This window comes from Pseudomonas abyssi (assembly GCF_003444685.1).
Classification (GTDB): Bacteria; Pseudomonadota; Gammaproteobacteria; order Pseudomonadales; family Pseudomonadaceae; genus Halopseudomonas; species Halopseudomonas abyssi.
Genome location: NZ_LMAZ01000005.1, coordinates 133,960 through 158,596 on the forward strand (window position 1 = coordinate 133,960; position 24,637 = coordinate 158,596).

General features: G+C 64.0%; 24 protein-coding genes. 9 read left to right on the forward strand and 15 right to left on the reverse strand.

The features are described 5' to 3' along the window. The first annotated feature begins 35 nt into the window (after positions 1-35). From ASB58_RS15455 to ASB58_RS15465, 3 genes are read left to right on the forward strand one after another with little or no spacing between them, the layout of a single operon-like run. On the forward strand, positions 36-905 hold the full coding sequence (locus ASB58_RS15455) for a branched-chain amino acid ABC transporter permease (protein ID WP_118131511.1): 870 nt from the start codon (positions 36-38) through the stop codon (positions 903-905). Next, positions 902-3,394 carry a branched-chain amino acid ABC transporter ATP-binding protein/permease gene (locus ASB58_RS20460; protein WP_118131512.1) on the forward strand — a complete coding sequence of 831 codons (2,493 nt, stop codon included), beginning with the start codon at positions 902-904 and terminating at the stop codon, positions 3,392-3,394. Before ASB58_RS15455 ends, ASB58_RS20460 begins: the two co-directional genes overlap by 4 nt. Then, positions 3,391-4,641, forward strand: coding sequence for an amidohydrolase family protein (locus ASB58_RS15465; RefSeq protein ID WP_118131513.1), 1,251 nt, complete (start codon positions 3,391-3,393; stop codon positions 4,639-4,641). The genes ASB58_RS20460 and ASB58_RS15465 overlap by 4 nt, the downstream gene beginning before the upstream one ends. On the opposite strand, the gene ASB58_RS15470 is transcribed toward ASB58_RS15465, so the two are convergent. Then, entirely contained in the window at positions 4,615-5,343 is a 729-nt protein-coding gene (locus ASB58_RS15470) for a GntR family transcriptional regulator (RefSeq protein WP_235827318.1), read from the reverse strand. The two genes, ASB58_RS15465 and ASB58_RS15470, sit on opposite strands and share 27 nt — an antisense overlap. A 65-nt stretch (positions 5,344-5,408) precedes the next feature. Further along, positions 5,409-6,977, reverse strand: coding sequence for a gamma-glutamyltransferase family protein (locus ASB58_RS15475; protein WP_118131515.1), 1,569 nt, complete (start codon positions 6,975-6,977; stop codon positions 5,409-5,411). 293 nt (positions 6,978-7,270) lie between these two features. Between ASB58_RS15475 and ASB58_RS15480 the strand changes: the two genes are divergently transcribed. Next, a complete protein-coding gene (locus ASB58_RS15480; RefSeq protein ID WP_096005586.1) occupies positions 7,271-8,152 on the forward strand; it encodes a cache domain-containing protein in 882 nt (293 codons plus the stop codon). 41 nt (positions 8,153-8,193) lie between these two features. On the opposite strand, the gene ASB58_RS15485 is transcribed toward ASB58_RS15480, so the two are convergent. Genes ASB58_RS15485 through ASB58_RS15500 form a run of 4 tightly spaced genes read right to left on the reverse strand, consistent with a single transcriptional unit; the run spans position 8,194 to position 10,569 of the window. Further along, entirely contained in the window at positions 8,194-8,460 is a 267-nt protein-coding gene (locus tag ASB58_RS15485; RefSeq protein ID WP_096005587.1) for a DksA/TraR family C4-type zinc finger protein, read from the reverse strand. A 12-nt stretch (positions 8,461-8,472) separates the two neighbouring features. Further along, a complete protein-coding gene (locus ASB58_RS15490) occupies positions 8,473-9,234 on the reverse strand; it encodes an SIR2 family NAD-dependent protein deacylase (RefSeq protein WP_118131516.1) in 762 nt (253 codons plus the stop codon). Positions 9,235-9,281: 47 nt separating this feature from the next. Next, positions 9,282-10,091: a DODA-type extradiol aromatic ring-opening family dioxygenase gene (locus ASB58_RS15495; RefSeq protein WP_118131517.1), complete on the reverse strand. Its 810-nt coding sequence runs from the start codon at positions 10,089-10,091 to the stop codon at positions 9,282-9,284. Positions 10,092-10,113: 22 nt separating this feature from the next. Beyond that, positions 10,114-10,569, reverse strand: a complete 456-nt coding sequence (locus ASB58_RS15500) for a DoxX family protein (RefSeq protein ID WP_096005590.1) — start codon at positions 10,567-10,569, stop codon at positions 10,114-10,116. An 86-nt stretch (positions 10,570-10,655) separates the two neighbouring features. Here ASB58_RS15500 and ASB58_RS15505 point away from each other — a divergent pair, with 86 nt between their 5' ends. From ASB58_RS15505 to ASB58_RS15515, 3 genes are read left to right on the forward strand one after another with little or no spacing between them, the layout of a single operon-like run. Next, on the forward strand, positions 10,656-11,588 hold the full coding sequence (locus tag ASB58_RS15505) for a LysR family transcriptional regulator (RefSeq protein WP_118131518.1): 933 nt from the start codon (positions 10,656-10,658) through the stop codon (positions 11,586-11,588). A gap of 54 nt (positions 11,589-11,642) precedes the next feature. Then, a complete protein-coding gene (locus ASB58_RS15510) occupies positions 11,643-13,556 on the forward strand; it encodes a DUF294 nucleotidyltransferase-like domain-containing protein (protein WP_096005592.1) in 1,914 nt (637 codons plus the stop codon). Beyond that, the gene (locus tag ASB58_RS15515) at positions 13,553-14,284 is read left to right on the forward strand and encodes a 3'-5' exonuclease (RefSeq protein WP_118131519.1); all 732 of its coding nucleotides are present in this window, start codon (positions 13,553-13,555) and stop codon (positions 14,282-14,284) included. Before ASB58_RS15510 ends, ASB58_RS15515 begins: the two co-directional genes overlap by 4 nt. A gap of 1 nt (position 14,285) precedes the next feature. On the opposite strand, the gene ASB58_RS15520 is transcribed toward ASB58_RS15515, so the two are convergent. The 9 genes from ASB58_RS15520 to ASB58_RS15560 form a co-directional block, all read right to left on the reverse strand. Further along, positions 14,286-15,635, reverse strand: a complete 1,350-nt coding sequence (locus tag ASB58_RS15520; protein WP_118131520.1) for an FAD-binding oxidoreductase — start codon at positions 15,633-15,635, stop codon at positions 14,286-14,288. Positions 15,636-15,663: 28 nt separating this feature from the next. Beyond that, positions 15,664-16,665: an ABC transporter substrate-binding protein gene (locus ASB58_RS15525; protein ID WP_118131521.1), complete on the reverse strand. Its 1,002-nt coding sequence runs from the start codon at positions 16,663-16,665 to the stop codon at positions 15,664-15,666. 42 nt (positions 16,666-16,707) lie between these two features. Then, positions 16,708-17,556, reverse strand: coding sequence for a creatininase family protein (locus tag ASB58_RS15530; RefSeq protein ID WP_096005596.1), 849 nt, complete (start codon positions 17,554-17,556; stop codon positions 16,708-16,710). Next, positions 17,556-18,029: a RidA family protein gene (locus ASB58_RS15535; RefSeq protein WP_118131522.1), complete on the reverse strand. Its 474-nt coding sequence runs from the start codon at positions 18,027-18,029 to the stop codon at positions 17,556-17,558. Before ASB58_RS15535 ends, ASB58_RS15530 begins: the two co-directional genes overlap by 1 nt. Positions 18,030-18,053: 24 nt before the next feature. Then, positions 18,054-18,989 carry a PDR/VanB family oxidoreductase gene (locus ASB58_RS15540; RefSeq protein WP_118131523.1) on the reverse strand — a complete coding sequence of 312 codons (936 nt, stop codon included), beginning with the start codon at positions 18,987-18,989 and terminating at the stop codon, positions 18,054-18,056. Between the two features lie 109 nt (positions 18,990-19,098). Further along, positions 19,099-19,683 (reverse strand): TetR family transcriptional regulator C-terminal domain-containing protein, encoded by a 585-nt coding sequence (locus ASB58_RS15545; RefSeq protein ID WP_202974645.1) that lies wholly within the window; start codon positions 19,681-19,683, stop codon positions 19,099-19,101. 227 nt (positions 19,684-19,910) lie between these two features. Then, positions 19,911-21,578, reverse strand: a complete 1,668-nt coding sequence (locus tag ASB58_RS15550; protein WP_118131525.1) for a BCCT family transporter — start codon at positions 21,576-21,578, stop codon at positions 19,911-19,913. A 244-nt stretch (positions 21,579-21,822) separates the two neighbouring features. Further along, positions 21,823-22,476 (reverse strand): TetR family transcriptional regulator, encoded by a 654-nt coding sequence (locus tag ASB58_RS15555; RefSeq protein WP_118131526.1) that lies wholly within the window; start codon positions 22,474-22,476, stop codon positions 21,823-21,825. A 14-nt stretch (positions 22,477-22,490) separates the two neighbouring features. Beyond that, positions 22,491-22,679 carry a hypothetical protein gene (locus tag ASB58_RS15560; protein ID WP_118131527.1) on the reverse strand — a complete coding sequence of 63 codons (189 nt, stop codon included), beginning with the start codon at positions 22,677-22,679 and terminating at the stop codon, positions 22,491-22,493. A 190-nt stretch (positions 22,680-22,869) separates the two neighbouring features. Here ASB58_RS15560 and ASB58_RS15565 point away from each other — a divergent pair, with 190 nt between their 5' ends. Together ASB58_RS15565 and ASB58_RS15570 are read left to right on the forward strand one after the other, a co-directional pair. After that, on the forward strand, positions 22,870-23,865 hold the full coding sequence (locus tag ASB58_RS15565) for an amidoligase family protein (RefSeq protein ID WP_118131528.1): 996 nt from the start codon (positions 22,870-22,872) through the stop codon (positions 23,863-23,865). Beyond that, positions 23,862-24,533 (forward strand): gamma-glutamyl-gamma-aminobutyrate hydrolase family protein, encoded by a 672-nt coding sequence (locus ASB58_RS15570; protein WP_118131529.1) that lies wholly within the window; start codon positions 23,862-23,864, stop codon positions 24,531-24,533. Before ASB58_RS15565 ends, ASB58_RS15570 begins: the two co-directional genes overlap by 4 nt. Positions 24,534-24,637 lie beyond the last annotated feature (104 nt).

Here is a 24,637-nt window from a genome sequence, read left to right on the forward strand (position 1 = left end):
TCCGCGCCTGCGGGTCGCCGACAAGGAGTAGAACCATGATTACCGCCGCCCTGCTGACCGGCATCGGTCTCGGCAGCATGTACGCCCTGCTGGCGCTCGGCTTCCACATTACCTACGTGGTGTCGCGCACGGTGAACTTTGCCCAGGGCAGCGCCATGATGCTCGGCGCTGTGCTGGGTTACAGCTTCTGCATTACCTGGGGCTGGCCAATCTGGCTGGCGATCCCGGCGACGCTGACGCTGTCTGCCATCTACGGGCTGGCGGTAGAGCGCTTTCTGGTGCGACCCTTCAGCTCGCGCGGCTCGGACGCCTGGCTGATGGCGACCGTGGCCGCCGGGATTCTGGTCGACAACCTGGCGATGTTTACCTTCGGCAAGGAGCCGCGCCAGTTCACCAGTTCGCTGACCGAAAGCGCCTTCAGCCTGCTGGGCACGCAGGTCTCACCGCTGCAATTGATGATTCCGCTGATCGGCGCAGCCATCGCGCTGGCGCTGATGCTGGTGCGCCGCTACACCCGTCTCGGCAAGGTACTGGAAGCCTGCGTGCAGAACCCGCGGGCGGCCATGCTGATGGGCATTCGGGTCAACTGGGTGGTCGCCATCGCCTTTGCCATCTCGGCGGTGTTTGCCGCCATCGCCGGCATGCTGATCGCGCCGCTGTTCAATGTGAGTGCCGAGATGGGCACGCTGTTCGGCCTCAAGGCCTTTGCGGTCGCCATCCTCGGCGGCATCGCCAGTGCTGGCGGCGTGTTCGCGGCTGGCCTGCTGTTCGGTCTGGTCGAGGCCATCGTCACCATCTACTTCGGCTCGGCCTTTACCCAGATATTTACCTTCGCGCTGGTCATCCTGGCGCTGGCACTTCGTCCGGACGGCCTGTTCGGCAGCAAGACACTGGTGAAAGTATGATCAACACGATCTCGCTGGCGAACCTGCTGGCTACCGCCGCCCTGACCCTTGGCGGCGTGGTGCTGTCGTTTACCCTCGACAGCTATTCTCTGCTGGTGTTCAGCTTCTTCGCCCTGACCGTAGTGGTCGGCGCCGGGCTGAACATTCTCATCGGCCTGAGTGGCCAGATTTCCTTCGGTCACATCGCTTTCTATGCGATCGGCGCCTACGTCTGCGCCTTGCTGACCATGGCCGGTTGCCCGCTGGGTCTGGCGATGATCGCCGCCGCGCTGATCAGTGGTGCGCTGGGCGCACTGCTGGCGATCCCGGCACTGCGGGTCGAAGGCCCGTATCTGGCGATGATCACCATCGCCTTTGCGCTGGTAGTGCATCACGGACTGGTGGAGTGGCGCGGCCTGACCGGCGGCGCCAACGGTCTGATGGGCATTCCCATGCCGCAACTGGGTGACATGGACCCGGCGGTGCTGATGGCGCTGCTCGCCAGCCTGCTGATGGGCGGCTCGCTGCTGTTTTACCAGCGCCTGCGCAGCAGCGGCTGGGGTACCGCCATGCGCGCGGTCAAGGACTCGGAAATCGCCGCACGCTCACTGGGCTTCAACCCGGTGCAGACCAAGACCCTGGCCTTCGGCCTGTCGGCACTGCTGACCGGTCTGGCCGGTTCGCTGGTCGCGCCATTGATGATGTTCATCAACCCGGCCTCGTTCCCGTTCTCCCAGTCGATTCTGTTCGTGCTGGCAGTCATCGTCGGCGGCGCCGGCTCAGTGCTTGGCCCGGTGCTCGGCGCGCTGCTGATCGTGCTGCTGCCGGAGATGCTCTCGGACATGGCCGAGTACCGCCTGCTGATCTTTTCCGGCCTGCTTCTGGGTGTGCTGTGGATTGCCCCGCGCGGTCTGCTCGGCACCGCGGCCCGGCTGTGGATGCGCCCGCAAAACCTGCAAGCGCCAGCAGAACCGGACATGGCACGCATCCGCGAATTTATCGCCCGCCCAGCCAACAGCCCCGCGCTGGAGGTCAACGGCATCGGCATCAACTTCGGCGGCGTGCAGGCCGCGGCCAACGTCAGCCTGACCGCCCGCCCCGGCAGCATCACCAGCATCATCGGCCCCAACGGCGCCGGCAAGACCACCGCGCTGAACATGATCAGCGGCTTCTACGCACCGGACAGCGGCAGCATTACGCTCAACAGTGACCTGGCCGGTCTGCCCGCCTGGAAAGTCGCCCGCGCCGGTATTGCCCGCACCTATCAGACGACCCAGTTGTTCGGCGAACTGTCGGTGCTCGACAACGTGCTGGCCGGCATGCAGCGGGGCCGTCTTAGCCGCATCCTCTCCGCCGCCAGCACAGAGCAGCGGGAAATGGCTCTGCAACTGCTGGCACTGGTCGGCTATCAGGGCTCGGTCAACACCGCCGTCGATGAGCTGCCCCACGTCGATCGCCGTCTGGTCGAGATTGCCCGCGCACTGGCTTCACGCCCGGCGGTCCTGCTGCTGGATGAACCCGCTGCCGGCCTCAGCCGCAGCGACACCGACCAGCTCGCTGCACTGTTCCGCCAGCTGGCGGGGTTCAATATCGCGGTGATGCTGGTTGAACACGACATGACCCTGGTCATGGGCGTATCCGATCAGCTGCTGGTGCTGGACGCCGGCAAACCGATTGCCTGGGGCGAGCCCGAAGACGTTCGCCAGTTGCCCCACGTGATCGCCGCCTACCTCGGCGGCACCGAATACCAGGCGCCACCGCGCGCCAAGCCGTGGAACGGCTCACGCGATGCCCGTCTGTTCATCAAGGATCTGGTGCTCGATTACGGCGCCGCGCCGGTGGTCGACAGGGTCAACCTAGTGGTCAACCCCGGCGAGCTGATTGCGATTCTCGGTGCCAACGGCGCAGGCAAGTCGAGCATTCTGCAGTGCCTGGCCGGGCTGCACCCGGCGACCTCCGGCAGCATTCTGCTGGACAACGAAAGCATTCATCACAGCGACGCTGCCAGCATCGCCGCCCGCGGGCTGGCACTGGTGCCGGAAGGACGGCAGATGTTCCCGCAGCTGACGGTACGCGACAACCTGATGCTGGGCGCCTTTGCGCGCGCGGACAAGGTCGATGTCGAGGCCGAAATCGAAGCCATCCTGCAACGCTTCCCGCGCCTGCGCGACCGCATCGACAGCCCGACCGGCCTGCTCTCCGGCGGCGAGCAGCAGATGGTTGCCGTTGGCCGTGGCCTGATGGCCAAGCCCCGCATTCTGCTGCTCGACGAGCCGTCGCTGGGGCTGTCGCCGGCGATGATCGGCGAGTTGTACGACGCGCTCGCTGCGCTGCGCGATGAAGGCGTGACCCTGCTGCTGGTCGATCAGATGGCCAATCTGGCGCTGCAGGTCGCCGACCGCGCCTACGTGCTGGAAACCGGCCGCATCGTCAAATCCGGCAGTGCCGAGGCCCTGCGCGGTGACCGCGAGCTGGAAGCGGCCTACCTTGGTGAAGGAGCGGTCGCATGAGCTGTCTGCACCTGCGCAACCTGCGTCTGCCGGGTCAAAGCGGCCTGCACGAACTGCGGATTGAAGACGGATACTTTGTCAGCCAGTTCAGCAGCCGTGAGCCCATCATCCAGCGCGACCTGGACGGCTTGCTGGTGCTGCCCGGGCTGATCGAAACCCACATCCATCTGGACAAGGCCTGCATCATGAGCCGCTGCTGTCTGCAGCACGGCACGCTGGCCGAGGCCGTCGAACAGACCCGCCAAGCCAAGGCCGGCTTTACCGAGGACGACGTTTATCGACGCGGCGCCAGCGTGCTGGAACAGGCCATCGTGCAGGGCACCACGCACATGCGCACCCACGTCGAGATCGACCCGCAGATTGGCCTGACCGGGCTGCGCGCGGTGCAGCGCCTCCAGGCGGACTACGCCTGGGCGATCAGTCTGGAGATCTGCGTATTCCCGCAGGAGGGCATGCTCAACAATCCGGGCACCGAGGCACTGCTCTGCGAAGCGCTGGAGTCCGGCGCCGACCTGCTCGGCGGCTGCCCGTACACCGACAGCGACCCGCAAGGGCAGATTCAGCGCCTGTTTGCTCTGGCGGTGCGCTACAACTGCGATCTGGACTTTCATCTCGACTTCGACCTCAATCCCGAGGGCATGACCCTCGGCTGCGTGATCGAGCAGACTCACCTGCACGGCTGGCAAGGGCGCGTGGCGGTCGGTCACGCCACCAAGCTGTCAGCCCTGCCCCGCGAGGAACTGGAGACTATGGCAAAGGCGCTGGCCGAGGCCGGGGTGGCGGTCACCTGCCTGCCCTCGACCGACCTGTTTCTGACCGGCCGCGAGCAGTTTCACAACAAGCCACGCGGGCTGGCGCCATTGGCATCACTGCACGCGGGCGGCGTGATCTGCTCGCTGTCGACCAACAATATCGACAACCCCTTCACGCCCTACGGTGATGCGTCGCTGATTCGTCAGGCCAACCTGTTCGCCAACGTCAGTCAGTTGGCGACCGAGCAGGAGCTGCTGGATTGTCTGGGTTGGGTATCGGCCACCTCGGCACGCCTGCTGCGCCTGCCCGACTACGGTCTGCAGCCCGGCTGCCGGGCAGACTTTGTGGTATTTGATGCGCCATCGGCGGCGGCGGTGGTAGCACAGCTGAGCGCCCCGTTGATGGGCTTTAAGGCAGGACAGCAGACATTTGAGCGCAGCTCTGCAAGGCTGCTGCGGGTGGCGCCGTCAGAGGCCGCTCAACGCCTCGCGTAGGTCAACTTCCGGCGCGCTTTCGTCCTCCAGGTCGAGCTGGCTTTCCAGCTCGTCCAGGTGTTCGACCATCACCCGCACGGCGCGCTCGTGGTCGCCTTCGCTGAGCGCATCAAGAATCTCTTCGTGTTCGTCCGAGGCACAGGAGGGCACGTCGTTACGCTGATACAGCGCGACGATCAGCGAACTGCGAACCATCAGGTTGGCGAGGATCTCGCTGAGCACCCGGTTGCCGCAGATATCCCCCAGCATCAGGTGAAACTCGCTCAGCTCGCGGACAATCTCACGCCGATCCGTGGCGTTGGTTGCCTTGCGCTCATTGTGCACATGGGTGGTAACCCGCTGACGGTGGCGACGCATGGCCTCAGGAGTGATGCTCTCGACGATCCCGCGCTCAATCGCCCGCCGCGCCGCAAATACGTCGCGCGCCTCGGCGGCACTCGGCTGGGCAACCAGCGCGCCACGATTCGGTTCAATGGTCACGATCCGCTGCAAAGCCAGGCGCTGCAGCGCCGCCTGAACGTGGTTGCGGTTGGCTTTCAGGGCATCAACGATCTGGGCTTCGACAAGACGGGTACCGGGCCGCAGGCGATGCTGGGCAATGGCCCTGGACAGCGCGTCGATGATGCGCTGCACTTCTGCCTGCTTGCTGGTTTGCGGTTTACCGACCAAGGTGCCCTCTGCTTCGTCGTCTGGTGTGCCCACTCCGGCATGGGGTGCGGAGCAGCCGCATTATCGCTCTGCCCGCTGGCCATATACAACCGACCGGGTCACGCCTGTCCCAGTGCCACGCCCTGCCCGCGCGGATCATGCATCGCCTGCCGCCGCCCATCCGGATACAGCGCAATCGCCCCGGCCTGGCCGGTAAACGGGCTGGCCGCCGGAATCATCTCGATATCATGCCCCATCGCGGCCAGCTTCTGCGCCACCTGCGGGTCAATATCGGCTTCCAGCTTGAGATTGTCGGTACTGTCGAAGAAGCTGCGGCCCAGCAAAAAGCGCGGCGTGCGCAGCGCCTCATCAATCGGCTTGGCAAAGTCGATCAACTGGGTTGCCAGCACCATCTGGGTCTGCGGTTGACCGTCACCGCCCTGGGTACCAAAAAACAGCTGGCGGCCGTCATCAGCCAGATAGCCGGAGGGGTTGAGCGTATGCGCGGGCCGCTTGCCCGGCGCCCAGGCATTGGGGTGCGTTGGGTCGGCATTGAATCCGGCAGCGCGGTTCTGCCAGAGCACGCCGGTGTCGCCCAGCACACAACCTGAGCCGAAGTCATGGAACAGACTCTGGATCAGACAGGCCGTGCGCCCTTCAGCGTCGGTTGCCGCCATCCACACGGTATCGGCCGGACGGCCCGGCTCGTTCCAGGCCGCCGCCTTGTGGTCGTCGATGATCGCGGCGTAATCGCGCCCGCAGCCTTCCGACAGGCTGGAACGAAAATCCCAGTCCGCAAAGGCCGGATCACAGAGTTCAGCGTTGCGCCGCAGCAGCCCCTGTTTAATCGCCTCGACCAGATAGTGGTAATAGCGCGCACTGCCATCGCCACAGGCGCGCAGTGCCTTGTTCTGCAGCGCGGCCATGGCCTGCAGGGTGTACAGCCCCTGACAGGGCGGCGCAACGTTGAACAAGGTGCCGCCCCGATAACGGATGGAGATCGGCTCGACCAGTTCGGCCCGGGTCGCCAGCAGATCGTCACGACTCAAGCCGCAGCCCAGCCGGGCAAAGGACTCGGCAAAGGCCACACCCAGTTCACCCTGATAAAAGTCCTGCACGCCATGACGCGCCAGTTGCTCCAGCGTGTCAGCCAACGCCGGCTGGCGCAGCCGGTCTCCCGTCTGCAACCAGCGCCCCTGCTGCTGGCACAGCGCCTTGAGGTCCGGCAGGGATTCGATCAGATCGTGACGCTGCTGCTGCCAGAACAGCTGCGAGGCCGACACCTCGACACCGTCACGCGCCAGCACCGCAGCGTCTTCCAGCAGATCGCGCCAGCCCAGCCGTGAGCCCCACTGCTCGCGGCTGATCTTGCCCGCCAGCTCCCAGCTCGCCATGGCGCCAGCGGTGGTGGCCACCGACGCCGGGCCACGCAGGGTAATCCGCCCCCCGTCGGGCAACTGCTGCCCGGCCTGCCCGATCCCCACAATGGTGCGCACCTGCCCATCGTGCAGCATCCAGAGTGCATCGCCGCCCAGCCCGGTCATGTGCGGGTATACCGCCGCCAGGGTCGCGCTTGCAGCAAGCATCGCGTCAATGGCAGTACCACCGGCGTCCAGCATGCGCATGCCTGCTGCGCTGGCATCATTGTGGGGGGTACAGATCACGCCGCGGCGGGATTCAGCCAACATTCAGAACACTCCTGTTATCTAGCGATCAGCAAACACATTGCTAGCAATTTAAGCAAAAAGTATTCCGTCCTTGCAGGTACTCCCCGTCAGCTGGCTGCATGATGCTTTTGTGCAAACCATGCAGAGCCCGCGCCAGAGCCCTCTGGTTCAGTCAGGCGCTTGCCGGGCCAGCACAACCAGCGACAACATTGACCCCGCGCAATGCCGCCCCGCTAGACAGCGTCCAGTATCCTCCTAAGCTGAAGGAGGACAATCGCGTCCAGATAACAACAACATCCCGCAGAGGAATGCTTATGAACTTCAAGAAACCGGTCATGATTGCTGCTCTGACCATGGCAGCGCTGTTCACGACCGCAGCACAGGCCACGTCCCCGACCCCGCCCAGCGAACCTGGCTACGAGCAGCAGGCGGCCAGCGCTGCGCAGTTGCTGCACAAGGCGGTTGCCGCCTACCGCGAGGAAGGCAGCGCCGCCTTTGCTCGCTTCAGCCGCCAGGGCGAATTCGTTGATGGCGACCAATACGTCTACGTGGTTGACGAGAACGGCTACATGCTGGCCAGCGGCGGCCCCTCGGCCGCACTGATCGGTCGCGACATCCGCCCCCTGCTTGACCCGGAACTGCAGGAAGCCTTTGCTTCGGCGCTGCAGCAGCCCGACTCGGACAGCGTCTCCAGCGCCGAATATCGCTGGATGAACTGGAACGACGGCAAGGTCGAACGCAAGCACGTGTTCTATCAGAAGGTCGACGGCAAGACCTTCGCCGTGGGCTACTACCTGCCCCGCTCCAGCGAGGCCGCCGCCAAGGCGCTGCTGGATGATGCTGCCGCCGCCATCGAGGCGGACCCGAGCGCGACCATCAATCGAATCAACCGCCTGGACCCCGAATTCAACCGCGATGATCTGTATGTGTTCGTGGTCGATATGGACAGCATGAGCATGGTGGCGCACGGCTACAGCCGTCGCCTGCTGAATATTCACTTCCCCGAGCTGAAAAACCGCGACGGTGCACGTGTCGGTGAACAGATTCTCGATGCCGTCGAAGCGGGTCAGGACAGCGTGACCTACAGCTGGCCCAACCCGGTGACCGAACGCCCGGAGGAGAAGAAAACCCTGATCCGCAAGGTCGGCAACTATCTGGTCGCGGTGGGTTACTACCAGGAACCGGTGACCGAGTAAGCCTGACAGGCTGGTGGCGCTCGCCATCAGCCCGCTTGCAGCTAGCGCAGCTGGCTGTCCTTGCTGGCGTTGCGGTTATAGCCGGAATCGAACCGGGCGTCTTTCTCCTGCTCTGCCTGGCAGGCCAGACACAGGCGCACACCCGGCAGCGCCTGACGACGGCGCTCGGCAATCGGCTCGCCACAGTGTTCACAATGACTCAGGCTTTCGCCCTTGGGCAGATCCTGCCGGGCGCGCTCAACCGCCGAGTCGCGTGTCGCATCGATCTGCTCCTGTACCGCCCCGTCCTGTGCCCAGCCACTAGCCATGATGCCTCCCGCTCAATCCTGAAAAGCCGCCTGCAGCAACGCCGGCAAAATCTCGCCCGCCGCACCTGCCAACAACCATTCGTCAGTGCCTCCCAGCGCTTGCGGGTCGGGATTGACGTGTACCACAGTCGCACCGTTGTGCAAGGCAATCTCGGGCACCTGCGCAGCCGGGTAGACCACACCTGAGGTGCCCACCGACAGCAACAGATCACAGTCAGCCGCCGCAGCGAAGGCCGTTTCCAGCGCGGCCACCGGCAGGCTCTCACCAAACCAGACAATCCCCGGGCGCACTGCCCCACCGCACTGCAGGCAGCGTGGCGGCGCCAGGCGTCGACCTTCGGTCGCTTCTACCCGTGGCGCGGGAGCCAGCTCGAATGGCGCCGCGCAGCGACTACAGCGCGGGTAATGCAGGCTGCCGTGCAAGTGCAACACATCGCGGCTGCCGGCGCGCTCGTGCAGATCATCGACGTTCTGGGTAACCAGCGTCAGCTGCGGCAGCCGTTTGGCCAATTCGGCGATGGCGATATGGCCGGGGTTGGGTGAGCTGCAAAGCACCTGCCTGCGCCGCGACTCATACCAGCCCCAAACCAGCTCAGGGTCGGCGGCGAACGCCTCTGGGGTCGCCAACTGCATCGGATCAAAGCGCGACCAGAGGCCACTCAGCGCATCACGAAAGGTGGCAATACCGCTCTCCGCCGACACCCCGGCACCGGTAAACACCACCCCATGCCGTGCATCACGCAGCTGCGTCAGCAAGTCCTGATCAAACGTCATCACCACGCCTCCATAACCCGTTGCCCTCATCCTGCACCAGCGCGAAGTCAGTCGGCAAACACAAAGCCGGCCAGCGGTACCCCCATCGCCACCTGATGAAAGTCAGTGCGTCCGGGGCTGTCAGCTGCCGCGCCTGCCACCACATGCAGCGGCAGCAGATGCTCGGCATCGGGGTGCGCCAGCAGCGCGCCCGGCGCCTGCTGCCAGTCCGCCAGCGCAGCATCGCGCTCGGCCTGCGGCAGCACCACCGTTTCCCGCAACCAGCGATCAAAGGCGTCGATGGCCGGGGCCGGCGTCGCCAGGCTGGCGCGCATCAACGGGATATTGTGAAAGCTCATGCCGCTGCCGATGATCAGCACGCCCTGCTCGCGCAGCGGTGCCAAGGCACGTCCCAGCTCGAGGTGTGCCTGCGGGTCCATATCGGCACGCAGCGACAGCTGCAGCACCGGAATATCCGCCTCGGGCCGCACCAGCTTGAGCGGGATAAACACCCCATGATCAAACCCGCGCTGGTTATCACGCGCGGTGCTGAACCCGGCATCTTCAAGCAGCTCCGCAACCTCGCCAGCCAGCTCCGGCGCCCCAGGCGCCGGCCAGGTCAGCTGGTAGGTGTGCGGCGGAAAGCCGTAGTAGTCAAACAACAGGCCGGGGGCGGCCTGGGTATTCAGGGTAAAGACCGGTTCTTCCCAGTGGGCGGAGATCACCAGCAGGGCGCGGGGAGCCACATTCAGGCTCGGCAGCAGATTGCGCAACCAGGCTTCCATGCCCTGCCAGGTGTCGGCCGGTTCCCACTCCATGAAGAAGCAGGGACCGGCGCCATGGGGAAGAAAGACCGTCGGCAGTCGATTGGCAGACATGCTCAATCCTCCTTGGTCAATATCAGAACGGCAGGTTAAAACGACGGTCCAGCGAGAAGCGATCACCACCGCGCAGGAAGATACCGAAGGCCGTCAGGGCCCACAGCAGCGGGTATTCGATTCCGCCATTGGTCCAGAAGAAGCCGTTGGCCGTGTGCACTGTCAGCGCCACCCCAAGCATGAAGGTGACCGCCAGCGCCGCCGGACGGGTCAGCAAACCAAGAACCAGCGCCAGACCACCAAAGAACTCCACCAGGCCCGCCAACAGCGCAAACAGAATGCCGGGGGACATGCCCAACGAGCCTTCAAAGAACTGGCCGGTGGCTTCCAGGCCGTAGCCGCCAAACCAGCCAAATAGTTTCTGCGCGCCATGCGGCATCAGCATCAGGCCAGCGGTAATGCGGATCAGCGGATAGCCCAGCGGCGCCAGGCGCTCGAAGATGGCCAGGCCAGGGGTTACAGTGTTTTGGTTGCTCATGATGTGTCTCCAGACGTTGCGTTGAGTTGATGGAGAGCAGATTATGCTGGTTTCCAAATTTACATAAGACTGCAGATAAGGAACCCATGGTTAACGAATCGGAAACCCTAGGCGGGTCACTGGAAGACCTCTATGCCTTTTGCGCGGTTATCGAGTTCGGCACACTCTCGGCCGCCGCCCGCGAGCGCGGTGAAACCAAGGGCAGCATCAGCCGCCGCCTGTCGCGGCTGGAGCAACGCCTCGGCGTGGCCCTGCTGGCGCGCACACCGCGTTCGGTATCGGCCACCGAGGAAGGCACGGCCTTTTATCTGAAGGCCCGCGATGCCCTTACCCTGCTGGCCGACGCCAGCGCCAGCGCGCGCGCCGCTCAGGAGATCGCCGCCGGACACCTGCGGCTGACCGCCCCGCTGGATATTGGCGTTGGCGTACTACCGCCGCTGCTGGCGCGTTTCCGCGAGCTGTATCCGCAGATCGACATTGAATTGCTGCTGACCGACACACCGCTGGATCTCAGCGCCCACCGGATCGACCTCGCGCTGAGAGCCACACCGGGCAACCTGCCGGACATGAGCTACCGGGCCTCGGCATTGATCAATTTTCGTATCGCGCTGTACTGCGCACCCGATTATCTCGCCGGGCGCGAGCCGCCCCTGCGACCGGCCCAACTGGTCGAACACCAGCTACTGGCCTGCCGCGAGATGGTCGGCGCTGCCACGCTGCAGCTGAGCGACGCCCGCGGCCGGGAGGCCAATCTCACCCTCAAGCCGGTGATGCGCACCAGCGACTACGCCAGCGCCCACCAACTGCTGTGCAGCGGTGTCGGCATCGGCCCGTTGCCGGACCTGATCGCCCGCCGCAGTCTGGCCGACGGCGCGCTGCTGCCGATTCTAGCGGACTGGCAGGTCGCGCCGGGTACCCTGTATGCCATCAGCCTCAGCGGTGCGCAGGCGCCAGCACGGGTAAGGCTGTTCCGCGAGTTTCTGCGCGGCGAACTGAGCGCGTTGCAGCAACAGACCTGACCAACGCCCTTCTAGCCATTACACTGAAAGCGTATCCCCCGGACCGGATGTGACATGCAGATTGAACTGATCGAGATTCGCGACCACCTCAGCCGCTTCCCCCCCTTCGACGAACTGCCCGAGGACGTGCTGGATGAGGTCGCCCGACAGGTGGAAATCGGCTACTGCAAGGCCGGGACCCAGATCCTCACCTTCAACCAGGAAATCCACGAGCTGCACTATGTGCGCAGTGGCGCGGTGGAGATATTCCGCCGCAACGGTGACCTCTACAACCGGCTGACCGAAGGGGATGTGTTTGGCCATTTCGGCCTGCTGCGACGCAACCGCGTGCGCTTTCCTGCCAAGGCCATTGAAGACACGCTGCTGTATTACATACCCGGCACCCTGTTCGATCAGCTATGCGAGCAATACGAGCACTTTGCCGACTTTGTCGAGGCCGAGGGCCAGTCACGGCTCAAGGCGGCAGTCGAGAACGGCCGCGCCAGCGAGCTGATGAAGATCAAGGTGCGCAAGCTGATCTCGCGCCTGCCGGTGACCGTGCCGCTGACCACCAGCGTGCAGGAAGCGGCCCAGGTGATGACCAGCCAGAGCGTATCCTCGCTGGTCGTGGTCGACCCGCACAGCCAGTGGCCCAACCCTGACCGCGTGCCGGTTGCCGAGCCGCACCACGGCGTCATGGTCGGCATTATCACCGACCGCGACTTCCGCACCCGGGTGCTGGCCGAAGGGCTGCCGCTGGACACCCCGGTCAGCGACGTCATGTCGCCCAACCCGATTACCGTGCAGGGCGATGACACCGTGTTCGAAGCCATGCTCAGCATGCTGCGCAACAACATCCACCACCTGCCGGTGGTCACCCGGCGGCGTCCGATCGGCCTGATCAACCTCAGCGACATCATCAAGTACGAGTCCCAGAGCAGCCTCTATCTGGTCAGCGCCATCTATAACAAGCAGTCGGCAGAGGAGCTGAAAAGCCTGCTGCCGGACGTGCGTGCCACCTTTGTGCGCATGGCCCGCGACGAAGCCAGCGCCCACATGATCGGCAGCGCCATGTCCGGCATCGGTCGCAGCTTTACCCAGCGGCTGCTGGAGCTGGCCGAAGACCAGCTCGGCCCGCCGCCGGTGCCCTATGCCTTCATGGCGCTGGGTTCAATGGCCCGTGATGAGCAGCTGGTGGTCACCGACCAGGACAACGCCCTGGTACTGGATGATCGCTTCGATCCGGCGCAGCACGACGATTACTTTTTCCAGCTGGCGACCATCGTCAGCGACGGTCTCGCGGCCTGCGGCTACAGCTACTGCAAGGGCGGCATCATGGCGACCAATCCCAAGTGGCGTCAGCCGCTGTCGGTCTGGCGCGGCTATTTCAATGACTGGATCGACCGCCCCAAACCCGAGGCGCTGCTCAATAGCTGCATCTTCTTTGATCTGGATGCGGTCTACGGAGAAAGCGCGCTGGTTGAAGAGCTGCAGGAACTGCTGGCCGAACGCGCCAGCAGCAACGAGCCGTTCCTCGCCGCGCTGGCACGCAACGCACTCAACCGCACGCCGCCGCTGGGCTTCTTCCGCACCTTTGTGATGGAAAAAGACGGCCGCCACAAGAACGTCATCAACCTCAAGCGCCGCGGCACCGCGCCGCTGACCGACCTGATCCGCGTGCACGCCCTGGCCTGCGGCTCGCGGGCGCAAAATTCCTTTGACCGCCTGGACGCCATTGCTGCGACCAAGCTGATGCCTCCCGAAGCGCTGGAACGCCTGCGCTACGCGCTGGAGTTTCTGTCACTGGTACGCATCCGCCACCAGGCGGTCGATCTTGAAGACGGCATGGACCCGGACAACGACGTTGAGCCGGAGAACATTCCCGCCGCCGAGCGACACAACCTCAAGGAAGCGTTCCAGGTGCTCAGCAACGCCCAGAAGTTTCTGCGCTTTCGCTACCCGCACCTGCCCGTTACCCGGACTCTATGATTCGTTTTACCCCGGCCGCCCCGGGCGGCCCCGCCATCGACTGGACCAACGAGTTGGCTCGGCGCGCCGAGCGCAGCCGCCATCCGGCGCTGCAAGCCTTTTACCAAGCCGGTTGTGCCAGTGGCGACACGCCGCTGGAACAGGCGCAGCTGATCGCCCTGGACATCGAAACCACCGGCCTGGATGCACGCCGGGACGCCATCGTCAGTATCGGCCTGGTGCCCTTTGACCTGCAGCGCATTCGTTGCCGCGACGCCTTCTACGAGGTGGTCAAGCCCAACACCCCGCTGAGCGAAGAGTCCATCACCTTTCACCGCATTACCCATTCGGACATCCGCCAGGCGCCGCCAATGGCCGCTGTACTGGACCGGGTACTGAAGGCCATGGCCGGCAAGATCATGGTGGTGCATTACCGGGCCATTGAACGCGCCTTTCTGGATCGGGCGGTACAACAGCACCTGGGCGAGTCGCTGACCTTCCCGGTGATCGACACCATGCAGCTCGAGGCCCGCCTGCACCGGGGCAGCGCGCAACCCGGCTGGCTGGCCCGGCTATTTGGCCGCAAGGTGGAATCCATTCGTCTGGCCGACAGCCGCCTGCGCTACGGCCTGCCGCACTACAGCGCCCACCACGCCCTGACCGATGCGGTGGCGACCGCCGAACTGCTGCAGGCGCAGGTGCTGACTCACTATCAGCCAGAGACCCCGTTGCGGGATCTCTGGTACTGAGTCAGACCGACAGCGAACGCATCTTGCCCGGATTCAGCAACGAATGCGGGTCGTTCGCCGCCTTGCTGGCGAGAATTGCCGGGCTCAACGAACCGCCATGCTTGCCGTCTTCGAGCAGAAAGGTGTGGCTGTTGTTGATCTTGATGCCCAGCGACTCATGCAGCGCCATAACCTCGTTCAATCGCTCATCGGAGCTGTAGCGCACCAGCGGCAGCCCGGTGATCAGCGGTTGGCCGTTGCCCAGACGGATAAACTCCAGATGAGTGAGCACCTCATCGCCAACCAGCGCCTTGAGGTCTGCCAGTTGCTCCAGCACCCGCTCAGCAGCGTAGTTGGTCTGCAGGTTGGTGACGCTTTTATCGTGCTTCAGCGCCTGCAGGGTTGAGTGGTTCCAGCAGTGCTCCATCAGTGTCAGGCCGGAGGCCTGCGCCTCGGCGAAGGTCTGCATCCAGAGCTGCTCACCGCCGTATTCTGCCAGCAATTGCGCCAGCGGCTGGCGGGTGTGCGGCGCCACCAGCGCCATCACCAGGTAGTGCCCGTCAGGCTGCTCAAAGGGGATATCGCGGAAGTAGGATGCCGCCTTGCTGTCGTACAGCGACAGTTCGCGCTTCTCGATACCGGCCGCATCCAGCAGGGTGCGACAGAAGCCATAGGCTGTCTCGATAGTGGCAAAATCCAGCAGATATTCATCCCAGTCTCGCGCAGGGGCCAGCGCCAGTTCCAGATCAAGCAAAATGCCGTTGGTGCCATAGGTATGGTGATAGGTCAGCAGTTCTTCGCCACGCAACTCCAGCACCCGCGGCGTTTGTTCAATCGTCAGTACGCGGATCGCCTGCACCGTTCCCGAGGTCGAGATCGGCCCGTAGTTGATTGAGCCGATACCGCCGAAGCCACCGGCAAACAGGCCACCGATGCTGGCCGCGCGATAGGTCGAAGGCATGCAGCGCAGCTCCCAGCGCTGCTCGCGCACACGGGTTTCCAGCTCGCCGATCTTCATCCCGGCCTGAACACGGACCAGACCGTCACACAGCCACTGCAGCTCGGTGCAGGCGGTCATGTCGATGACCACGCCCCCTGCCAGCGGCACCGCCTGGCCGTAGTTGCCGGTGCCACCACCGCGCACCGTCATCGGCACACCCAGTTCAACGCAGCAGCCAACCAGCGCACTCAGTTCGGCCTCGTTGCGCGGCTTGACCACCAGGTCAGCCAGTTTGTCCGCCAGCTGCGGCACCAGCATCGGGCTGAACCAGTAGAAGTCCCGGGACAAGCGCTTGATATGCACCTTGGAGGTAATCCAGTCCAGCTCGGGCAGGCGCTGCTGCAGGCTGCCCAGCGTGTCTGTTGACGTCATCTCATGCTCCATTGGGTTGGGCCTGCGCTCAGGGCAGAACCGGGTTCTGCGTGATGAACTCGGTGGTGTAGACGTCCTGCAGCGCAACCTTGTCGCTATCCACCAACTGGTTTTCCAGCAGCATGTTCCAGGTCGCCTGCATGCGAGCATCGGTAATCACGCCGATCCCCTGGGTCGCCGCATCACCACCGGCAACCATGCCGCTGCTGCGCAGACGCTCCAGGGCAAAAGCCAGCTGCTCGGTGGTCATATCCGGATTTTCCTGCTGGATCACTGCATTGCCGCCGCTCGGGTCCGTGATGTAGCGCTTCCAGCCCTCACGGGAGGCATCCAGAAAGGCCTGTACCTGCTCCGGGTGCTGCTCGATCAGCTCGTCGCTGCAGGCGATCGAGTTGCCGTAGGGCGGGTAGCCCTCCTGCCCCAGAGAAAAAACGTTGAACTCAACGCCTTCGCGCTGCAGCGCAAAGGGCTCGGAACTCATGTAGCCCTGCTGCGCCAGCGAGTTGTCGGCAATGAAGGGTTGTACGTTGAAGGTGTACGGGCGGCTCATGGCATCGGTGAAGCCGTACTGACTCTTCGCCCACGGCCACCAGGACGAATGCGCACTGGAGGAAATCAGCACCTTGCGGCCATCCAGCTCAGCCAGCGAGTTGACGTCCTTGTGGGTGATAATCACGGTCGGGTCATACTGAAAGCTGGCACCGACCATGGTCAGTGGAATGCCCTGCTGGCGCGCCATGACGGTACCGATGTCATCCTTGATGATGCACTGGGCCTGTCCGGCGGCCAGCAACTGCGCGGAGTTGACCTGCGGCCCGCCCATGCGGATGCTGACATCCAGCCCTTTCTCTGCGTACAGCCCGTCCGCCAGTGCCTGGTAAAAACCACCGTGCTCGGCCTGTGCGTACCAGTTGGTGATAAAGGTGATCGGCGTTGCCGCCTGCGCGCTGGCGCAGCCCGCGGCGGCCAGCAGTGCGCTCAATGCGGCGATATGTCTAACCCGGTTACGCGTGTTGCCTGTTGCTTGCATGACTCATCTCCTGTCGCTTGAACAATATGAACCTGACAAAACTCAGTGACGTGACTCGATGTGGCCGCTGAACTGGCCGCGCCCCCAGGACGTCACCTCGCGCTCGACCCAGCGCGCCTGGTGTACTTCGGTGATCGCCTGCGCCCACTGGCTGCTCAGTTGCTCCAGCAGCTGAGCCCCCTGCTCCGGGGTCGCGCCGGTCGGGTCGCCAATCACCCCGGACGGTCCGAAGTCACGGGCGGCCCAGGCTGCGGCCGGCCGGGTGCTGGACAACGTGGGACAGGGAAACGGCGGCGGATAATTCGCTTCCGCGCGTTCCATCCGCAGGGTCTCGGGCGCCAGCTGCATCAGCAATGCGGTCTCGCCGTGGCCGGCGTGCATACCCAGCTGGCGCTCCTGTTCGGGCATGAAGCTGCTGTCAAACTTCACGCTCCAGGCCGAGCGCGGAATAACCATGAAATCGCCGTGACGCAGCCGCAGCTCGCGTGCCGCCATCTCCAGCGGCTGAGGCTGCCCGCCATGGGCGTTGACCATGATCAGCTTGCGAAAGCCGGCGCGATAAACCGACTCGCCGATCTCCTGAATGGTGTGCAGCAACAGCTCACCGGTCAGCGTCATGGTGCCGGGAAAGTGCAGATGCTCATCAGACTTGCCGTAGGTAATGGCGGGCAGTGCGTAGGCCGGAATCTGCGCCGGCAAACGCGCCAGCGCCTTGCCGACCACCCCGGCGGCGACAATCGAGTCGACCGCGCAGGGCATGTGCGGGCCGTGCTGCTCAATCGCGCCGACCGGCAGCACGATGACAGTATTGGCCTTGTCCGCCAGCGCATCGATATCGGTCCAGCTCAGGTACGGCAGAAAACGGTCTGCGGGGGTATAACCGTGCAACATCACGACTCCTTGGTGCCGCCCAGCGGCAGGTAGGCGGTGGCTTCAACTTCAATCAGGATGTCGTCGGTCGGCAGCATGGCGCTGACCTCAACGACCGTGGAGACCGGCGGCTCGCCGGGGAAAAACTGTCGGCGCACCTGGCTGTAGGCCGGAAAGTGGTCGAGGTTGCGGAAGTACTGCACCAGCTTGAACACATCGCTCATCTGGCCGCCCTCACGCTCGATGATCTGGCGGATGGCGTCCAGCACGTACCAGCTCTGCGCCAGGATCGGCCCCTGCTTGATGTCGCTGGAAAACTCGCCGGTACGCCCCAGGCGCTCGGCGGCCTCGTCTGGAATATCGTCAAAGCCGCGGACGATCATCCGGCGCGCCGGATCGACCGCGATCACGCCCGACAGAAAGAGGAAGTCGCCCACCCGCTTGGCGGCGGCGTAGCGCGCCAGCGGCGCGCCATTGGTTGTCTCGTTGCTCATCAACTCGCTCCAGATAGAAAGGGTTCAAAGCGCCAGCGTCAGGCGCGCTGAGCGGCAGCTGCCGCAGCACACAGCGATGTATTCGCTGCGATCGTCGTCATCCAGGCATTGATCACCATGCAGCGGCTCACCGTCGCTCCAGGCCACCACACAGCTGCCACAGATGCCCTGTTCGCAGTTAGTGTCGGGAGCCACGCCGGCCTGGCGCAGGGCCGCGAGCATCGAGCCTCCGGCCGGCACCTCGATATCCAGGCCGCTGTCACTCAGGTGCAGCTGAAAGCCGGTTTGCACGCTGGTCTCGCTGCCGACGAAGGCTTCCTCATGCCACTGGTCGCCGGGCAGATCGGCGCACTGTTCGCGGACCCGCTGCATCAGCCCTGCCGGGCCGCAGCAGTAAACGTGGGTATTGGCCGGCAACCCTTCCAGCCGGCGCCTCAGGTCCAGCTTCTGTCGCGGGTTATCGACCAGCTCGACAGGCCAGCCAGACGCGGCCAGCTGATCGACAAAGGGTGAGGAACCGGCACTGGAGACCGCCACCACAAAGCTGAACGCCCGCCCTTGGGCAGCCAGCTGATAAGCCATCGCCATCAACGGGGTGAGCCCGACACCGCCGCCGACCAGCAGGTGGTGCTCGGCCTCGGGCGCCAGTGCAAACAGGTTGCAGGGCAAGCTGGCGGCCAGCTCGATGCCCGGGCGCGCCAGCGCATGCAGCGCCTGTGACCCGCCGCGTCCGGCGTGCTCGCATTTCACGGCAATCTCGTAGTGACTCAGGTCGCTCGGGTTACTGCACAGCGAGTAGGCCCGGCGATGCTGCTCACTGATCTGGATCTGCAGGTGCGCCCCGGCCTCGAAAGGCGGCAGCCGCCTGCCTGTCGGATGCTGCAGCCGCAGGCGCATGACATCCGACGTCAACATCTCGCAGGCCGTAACACGCAGGGGACTGAACTGGACTGAAAACATAAATTGACCAAGTAGACTGTACACTTGGTCAAACTAAATGCATAACACATGCCAGCCGGTCGCCAATGCGATCCTTCAGACGACCATCAGAGGTATTTCAGGGAGGAATTCAGGCCCGCAGGCCGGCACCCGAGAGAACGAATTGAATCAGCTCCTGCTCGATCTTCTGCCGCACCTCGGGGGCTGTCAGCGATGATTCAAGCAGCATTTCGGCCTGCAGGGTGTAGTCGGAGTAATACTGGGTCAGCGCCCAGATGTGCATGATCAGCAGCCGCCCATCAAGCGGACGCAGAGCGCCGTCGGCAACCCAGCTGTTGATCCTGGCCACCTTGGCGTGGGTTGCCTCCATCGCGCCCGGCCAATAGTTCTCCAACCGCGCGCCGCCGCTGAGCACCTCCATGGTGAAGATCCGCGACAGCTTCGGGTTCTCCAGCGCGTAATCCAGCTTGACCCGAACAAACTCGCTCAGCGCCTCGCGCGGCGTCAGCTCCGGCTCGGCGTCGAACACAAAGAAATTGCGCCAGCTGTCCAGCACCATGCCCAATACCTGGGAGTAGAGGGCTTCCTTGTCTTCGATGTAGTAGTGCAGCTGCGACTTCTTGAGTTGTGCCCGCTCGGCAATCGCCTGAGTCGATGCCCCCTGAAATCCATGCTGGCTGAACTCGGCAATGGCCGCATCCAGAATCTTGCGCATGATTTCCTGGCGGCTCTGCTTCGAGCGCTCCGTTCGCATGTCTACTTTTGCCACAGTTGCACCATTTCAGTGAATGACAGATACCCGTTGCACCATTGGCAGGCCCCTTGATGTGCCGGGCTGCGCAGGCAGGTGGCTATCCTACCCTGCCCGTCGCCGCAGCATAACCGGAAACAAAAAAGGGTCGCACGCCGGAGCGGTGCGACCCTTCTGTCACGCAACCAGACTTAACGCGGTTCGCTCATCAAGCCCTTGATGATGGCGATACAACCGACCAGCAGGACGATGGTGAACGGCAGCCCGGTGGATACCGCCATGGCCTGCAACGCTGCCAGGCCACCGCCCAACAGCAGCGCAATGGCGACCACACCTTCACCAATCACCCAGAACACGCGCTGCGGCACAGGCGCATTGACCTTGCCGCCGGCGGTGATGGTATCGATAACCAGCGAGCCGGAGTCCGAGGAGGTGACGAAGAACACGATCACCAGCACGATACCGACAAAGGAGGTAATGGCGGTCAGCGGCAGCTCACCCAGCATCACGAACAGCTTCAGCTCGAGTGCCGCGTCCTGTACACCGGTGAAACCGTCAGCGACAAACTGACCGATCGCGGTACCGCCAAAAGCCGTCATCCACAGTACCGACACCACCGAAGGCACCAGCAGTACGGCAATCAGGAACTCACGCACGGTACGGCCACGGCTGACGCGGGCGATGAACATGCCGACAAAGGGCGACCAACTGATCCACCAGGCCCAGTAGAAGGCAGTCCAGCCCTGGGTAAAGTTGGCATCTTCACGGCCTATCGGGTTGGACAGCGCCGGCAGGTTGGTGACATAAGCCAGCAGGTTGTCAAAGAAGCCCGTGGCAATCGCCACCGTCGGACCAACAATGATGACGAAGCCCATCAGCAAGATGGCCAGCACCATGTTGATCTCGGACAGGCGCTTGACCCCCTTGTCCAGACCGGCAACCACCGACAGCAATGCCAGGCCGGTGATGCCGACAATCAGCAGCACCTTGGTCACGTTACCGGTGCCGATATCGAACAGATAGTGCAAACCGGCGGTCGCCTGCTCGGCGCCAAAACCAAGCGAGGTCGCCAGACCAAACAGGGTGGCAAACACCGCAAGGGTGTCGATGATATGCCCCGGCCAGCCCCAGACGCGCTCGCCCAGAATCGGGTAGAAAATCGAACGAATGGTCAGCGGCAGGCCCTTGTTGAAGGAAAACAGCGCCAACGCCAGTGCAACCACGGCGTAGATTGCCCAAGGGTGCAGGCCCCAGTGGAAGATGGTTGCCGCCATACCAAGACGACGGGCCGCCTCAGCGTCGCCAGCAGCCGCGCCGAGCGGTGCCCAGTCGGTACGCAGTCCGTCGTCGCCTAGGGTCACACCGCCGAGCGAAGAAGAGAAATGCGACATCGGCTCGGATACGCCATAGAACATCAGGCCGATACCCATGCCGGCGGCAAACAGCATGGCAAACCAGCCAAGGTAGCCATAGTCAGGTTTGGCTTCCATACCACCGATGCGCACCTTGCCCAGCGGTGACACAATCAGGCCAAGGCAGAGGATCACGAATATATTGGCGGCGCCGATGAAAAACCACGCCAGGTTGCCAGTCAGCCAGTCGCGCAGGGCCGAGAACAGCGGTGCCACTTCGGCTTGCAGTGCCAGGGTCAACACCACGAACAGCACCACAGCCAGTGCCGAGATGGTGAATACCTTGCCGTGAATATCCAGGCTGAAAACAAAATTGCCGGAAATGTTGTCCTGACCAATCACATAGTCGGTGTCGATCAGGTTGGCGTCGCCGGTCGGCGCCGGGATGCCATCGTGGGGGGCCTGAGAGGCCGCGGGGTCGTGCTCATTCAATGGTTCTTTCGCCATCTGAGATGCTCCGATACTTCAGTGCGGGCAGTAAGCCCGGTGACGTGTCAGCCGAACCGCACAGCGAGACGGGACACCAAAATGAGTCCCCGAGGGGACGCGAGAGCGCCCCTTTGGGCGCGCGGCGACGACATTGTTGTTAGCCCAAAAAGACAGATTCAGTCACTGTGTTTTTCAGTCGACGCGCGCTAATGATAGCCAGTTGCCGGGCATTAGTGAAATTGCCGCCCCCAGGCAGCGGCGCTCAGGAACGCAGATCCCCGCGCAGTTGCAAGGTGACAGCGCCGGTAAACAACATCATCACCTGTTCCTCGGCCAGCGCCAGAATTTCGCTGCGCCGGGCCGGCTCACCCAGATAATCCAGGGACTGGAACAACATGTTGCGATTGACCATGCCGGCTATCCGACGGACCTGCAGAGCCGGCACCTGGGGAGGCATCAGGCCCAGTTCATGGATGTCCTGGGCCATGTCATCGGCAAACTCGTCCATCTGCCGTTGCAGCTCGGTGCGCAGCACCTGCGAAGGGCCGTGCAGCTCGCGCACGGCAATCAGCACGCGCGCCCGGTTAGCATGCACATAATCGAAGTACAGACGCAGGGTCTGACGGCACACCGCGCGCCCCTTGCTGACGCCGACTTCACCTGCGCCCTGCTCCACCGTCCCGGCAGCCTGCCGGCGCAGAGCCCGCAGTGCCGCTCGCAGCTCGTCCTTGGACTGGCGCAGCAGCTGCAGGCCAAGGTCTTCCATATCGCGAAAGTGCCGGTAGAAGGTATTGGGATTTAGCCCGGCTTCGCGGGCCAGTTCGCGCAAGCCCAGACTGGTCAGGCAGCGGCTGCTGGAAGCCAAACGCTCGGCAGCATCCAATAGAGCTCGTTTGCCCGGCGGGTCGGCGCTCATGAAGGAGGGTGGGCTTATCGCGCCGAGCGCAGGATAGACAGCACCTGACGGGGCGTCATCGCGTAACTGTCCATCAACGCCTTGAGCTCCTCATTAAACGCCAGCTCCTTCTGCAACCCGCTGTCCTGCTTGAGTTTTTCAAGGTGCTCCAACTGCGCGGCCAACTCACGCTCAGCGGCGCGAAACTCCGAAAGCTTGCTCATGTCATACCTGTGTGCAAAAAAGGTTGTTAGAAAGTGCTGATTGACGCCGCATGCCCTCTGGCACTCGGGCCGGAGCCCCGCAAGGCCAGCGCTTGCCAAAGGATTCTACACCAGCGACGCGCCGGGTATGCACCCAAGTGCAGCATGCCCGTCGACGCGCCGCTGCTCACGCCGCAGGAGACAGGCCCCTATGTCCACCCTCGTCATGCCACCACGTACCCGCACCAGCGACGGCGCCTTGCGCCGCGTAGGCATCGAGCTGGAAATGAACGGCATCGATATCGACAGCCTGAGCCGGCTGGTCGCCGGCGACGGCCATTATCAGGTCGAAAAGCCCGGTCGCTACGAGCGTCGCCTGACCGGCGACGACGCCGGCGACTGGGTGGTCGAGCTGGACTCCAGCCTGGTCAAACGCCTTGGCCGCAAACCCCGTCCGGAAGACCCGCGCTCGGCCGAGCTGATGAGTTCCGCCGAAGACGCGCTGATCTGGGTAGCCGAGGCGCTGGTACCCGCCGAACTGGTCAGCCCACCGCTGCCACTGAACCGGCTGGATGAGGTCAACGCACTGATTGCCCGTCTGCGCGAGGCTGGCGCCAAGGGCACCGGCGACCGCCTGACCAATGCCTTTGGCATGCAGTTCAACCCGGAGATTCCGGATGACCGCGCCGATACCATCACCGCCTACCTGAAGGCATTCCTGTGCCTGTACGACTGGCTGGCCGAGCGCACAGAGGTGAACCTGGCGCGGCGCATCACCACCTATGTCGACCCGTTTCCGGCCGCCTACGTCAAGCGCGTCACCACGCCCGAATACTGGCCCGACCAGGCGCGGCTGATTGATGACTATCTGGAGCACAATCCGACCCGCAACCGCGCCCTGGACATGCTGCCGCTATTTCGTCACCTGGATGAACAACGGGTGCTGGCCCGCGCACCGGACCCGCTGATCAAGGCGCGGCCGACCTTTCACTACCGCCTGCCCGATTGCCGCATCGACGAGCCAGGATGGGACATGACCCCCGCCTGGAACGACTGGCTGCAGATTGAGCGGCTGGCCTGCGACCGCGAGCGCCTGCAACGCTGCTGCGAGGCCTATCAGCAATGGCTGCACCAGGGCCTTGGTCGGCTGCTGGAGAGCTGGCCAAGGCAGGTGGAACGCGGCTGGCTCAGCAGCGACGCCCAATGAAACGCCCGCGCATTGCCATTACCGGGCCCCGACGCGGCGCCTTTGGGCCGCGCTTTCTGGTCGCCCGCGCGATCCGCTACTACGGCGGCGTCCCGGTCCAGCTGGGGCCCGGCGATGAGCGCAAGCTACCCACCTATGAAGGCGTGGTAGTCACTGGCGGGCACGACGTCGACCCCGTGCTCTACGCCGCCGAACCCGAGGTCAAACCGCGCTACGACACCGCGCGCGACGCCCTCGAAGCCGCGGTCATTGATGACGCCCTGAGCCGCGGCCTGCCGCTGCTGGGCATCTGCCGGGGAGCCCAGCTGCTTAACGTACGCTGCGGCGGCAACCTGTTTCAGGATCTGCGCTCGCGCCGCAAACTGACCTCCAAGCGACGCACCATCCTGCCCTTGAAGACCCTCTGCGTGGACGCCGGCAGCCACCTGGCGCGACTGCTGGGCGTGCAACGCGCGCGCATCAACAGCCTGCACAACCAGGCAATCAACCAGCTTGGCGAAGGGCTGGTAGTCAGCGCCCGCGACCTCGATCAGATCACCCAGGCCATCGAAGCACCTGGCCGACGCTTTGTCATGGGCGTGCAGTGGCATCCGGAGTTTTTGCTGTTTCTGCCGCGCCAGCGCCGGCTGTTCAAGGCACTGGTGTCGGCCGCGCGGGAGCTGGGCTAGATGTTCAGCGCAAGTGCACAATAACCAATCATTAACGAGGTCGCCCCGGTTGGCCAGCTGGCATCCGCACTGCGTTTGTCGATAGCGGCCAGGCCCCATACACT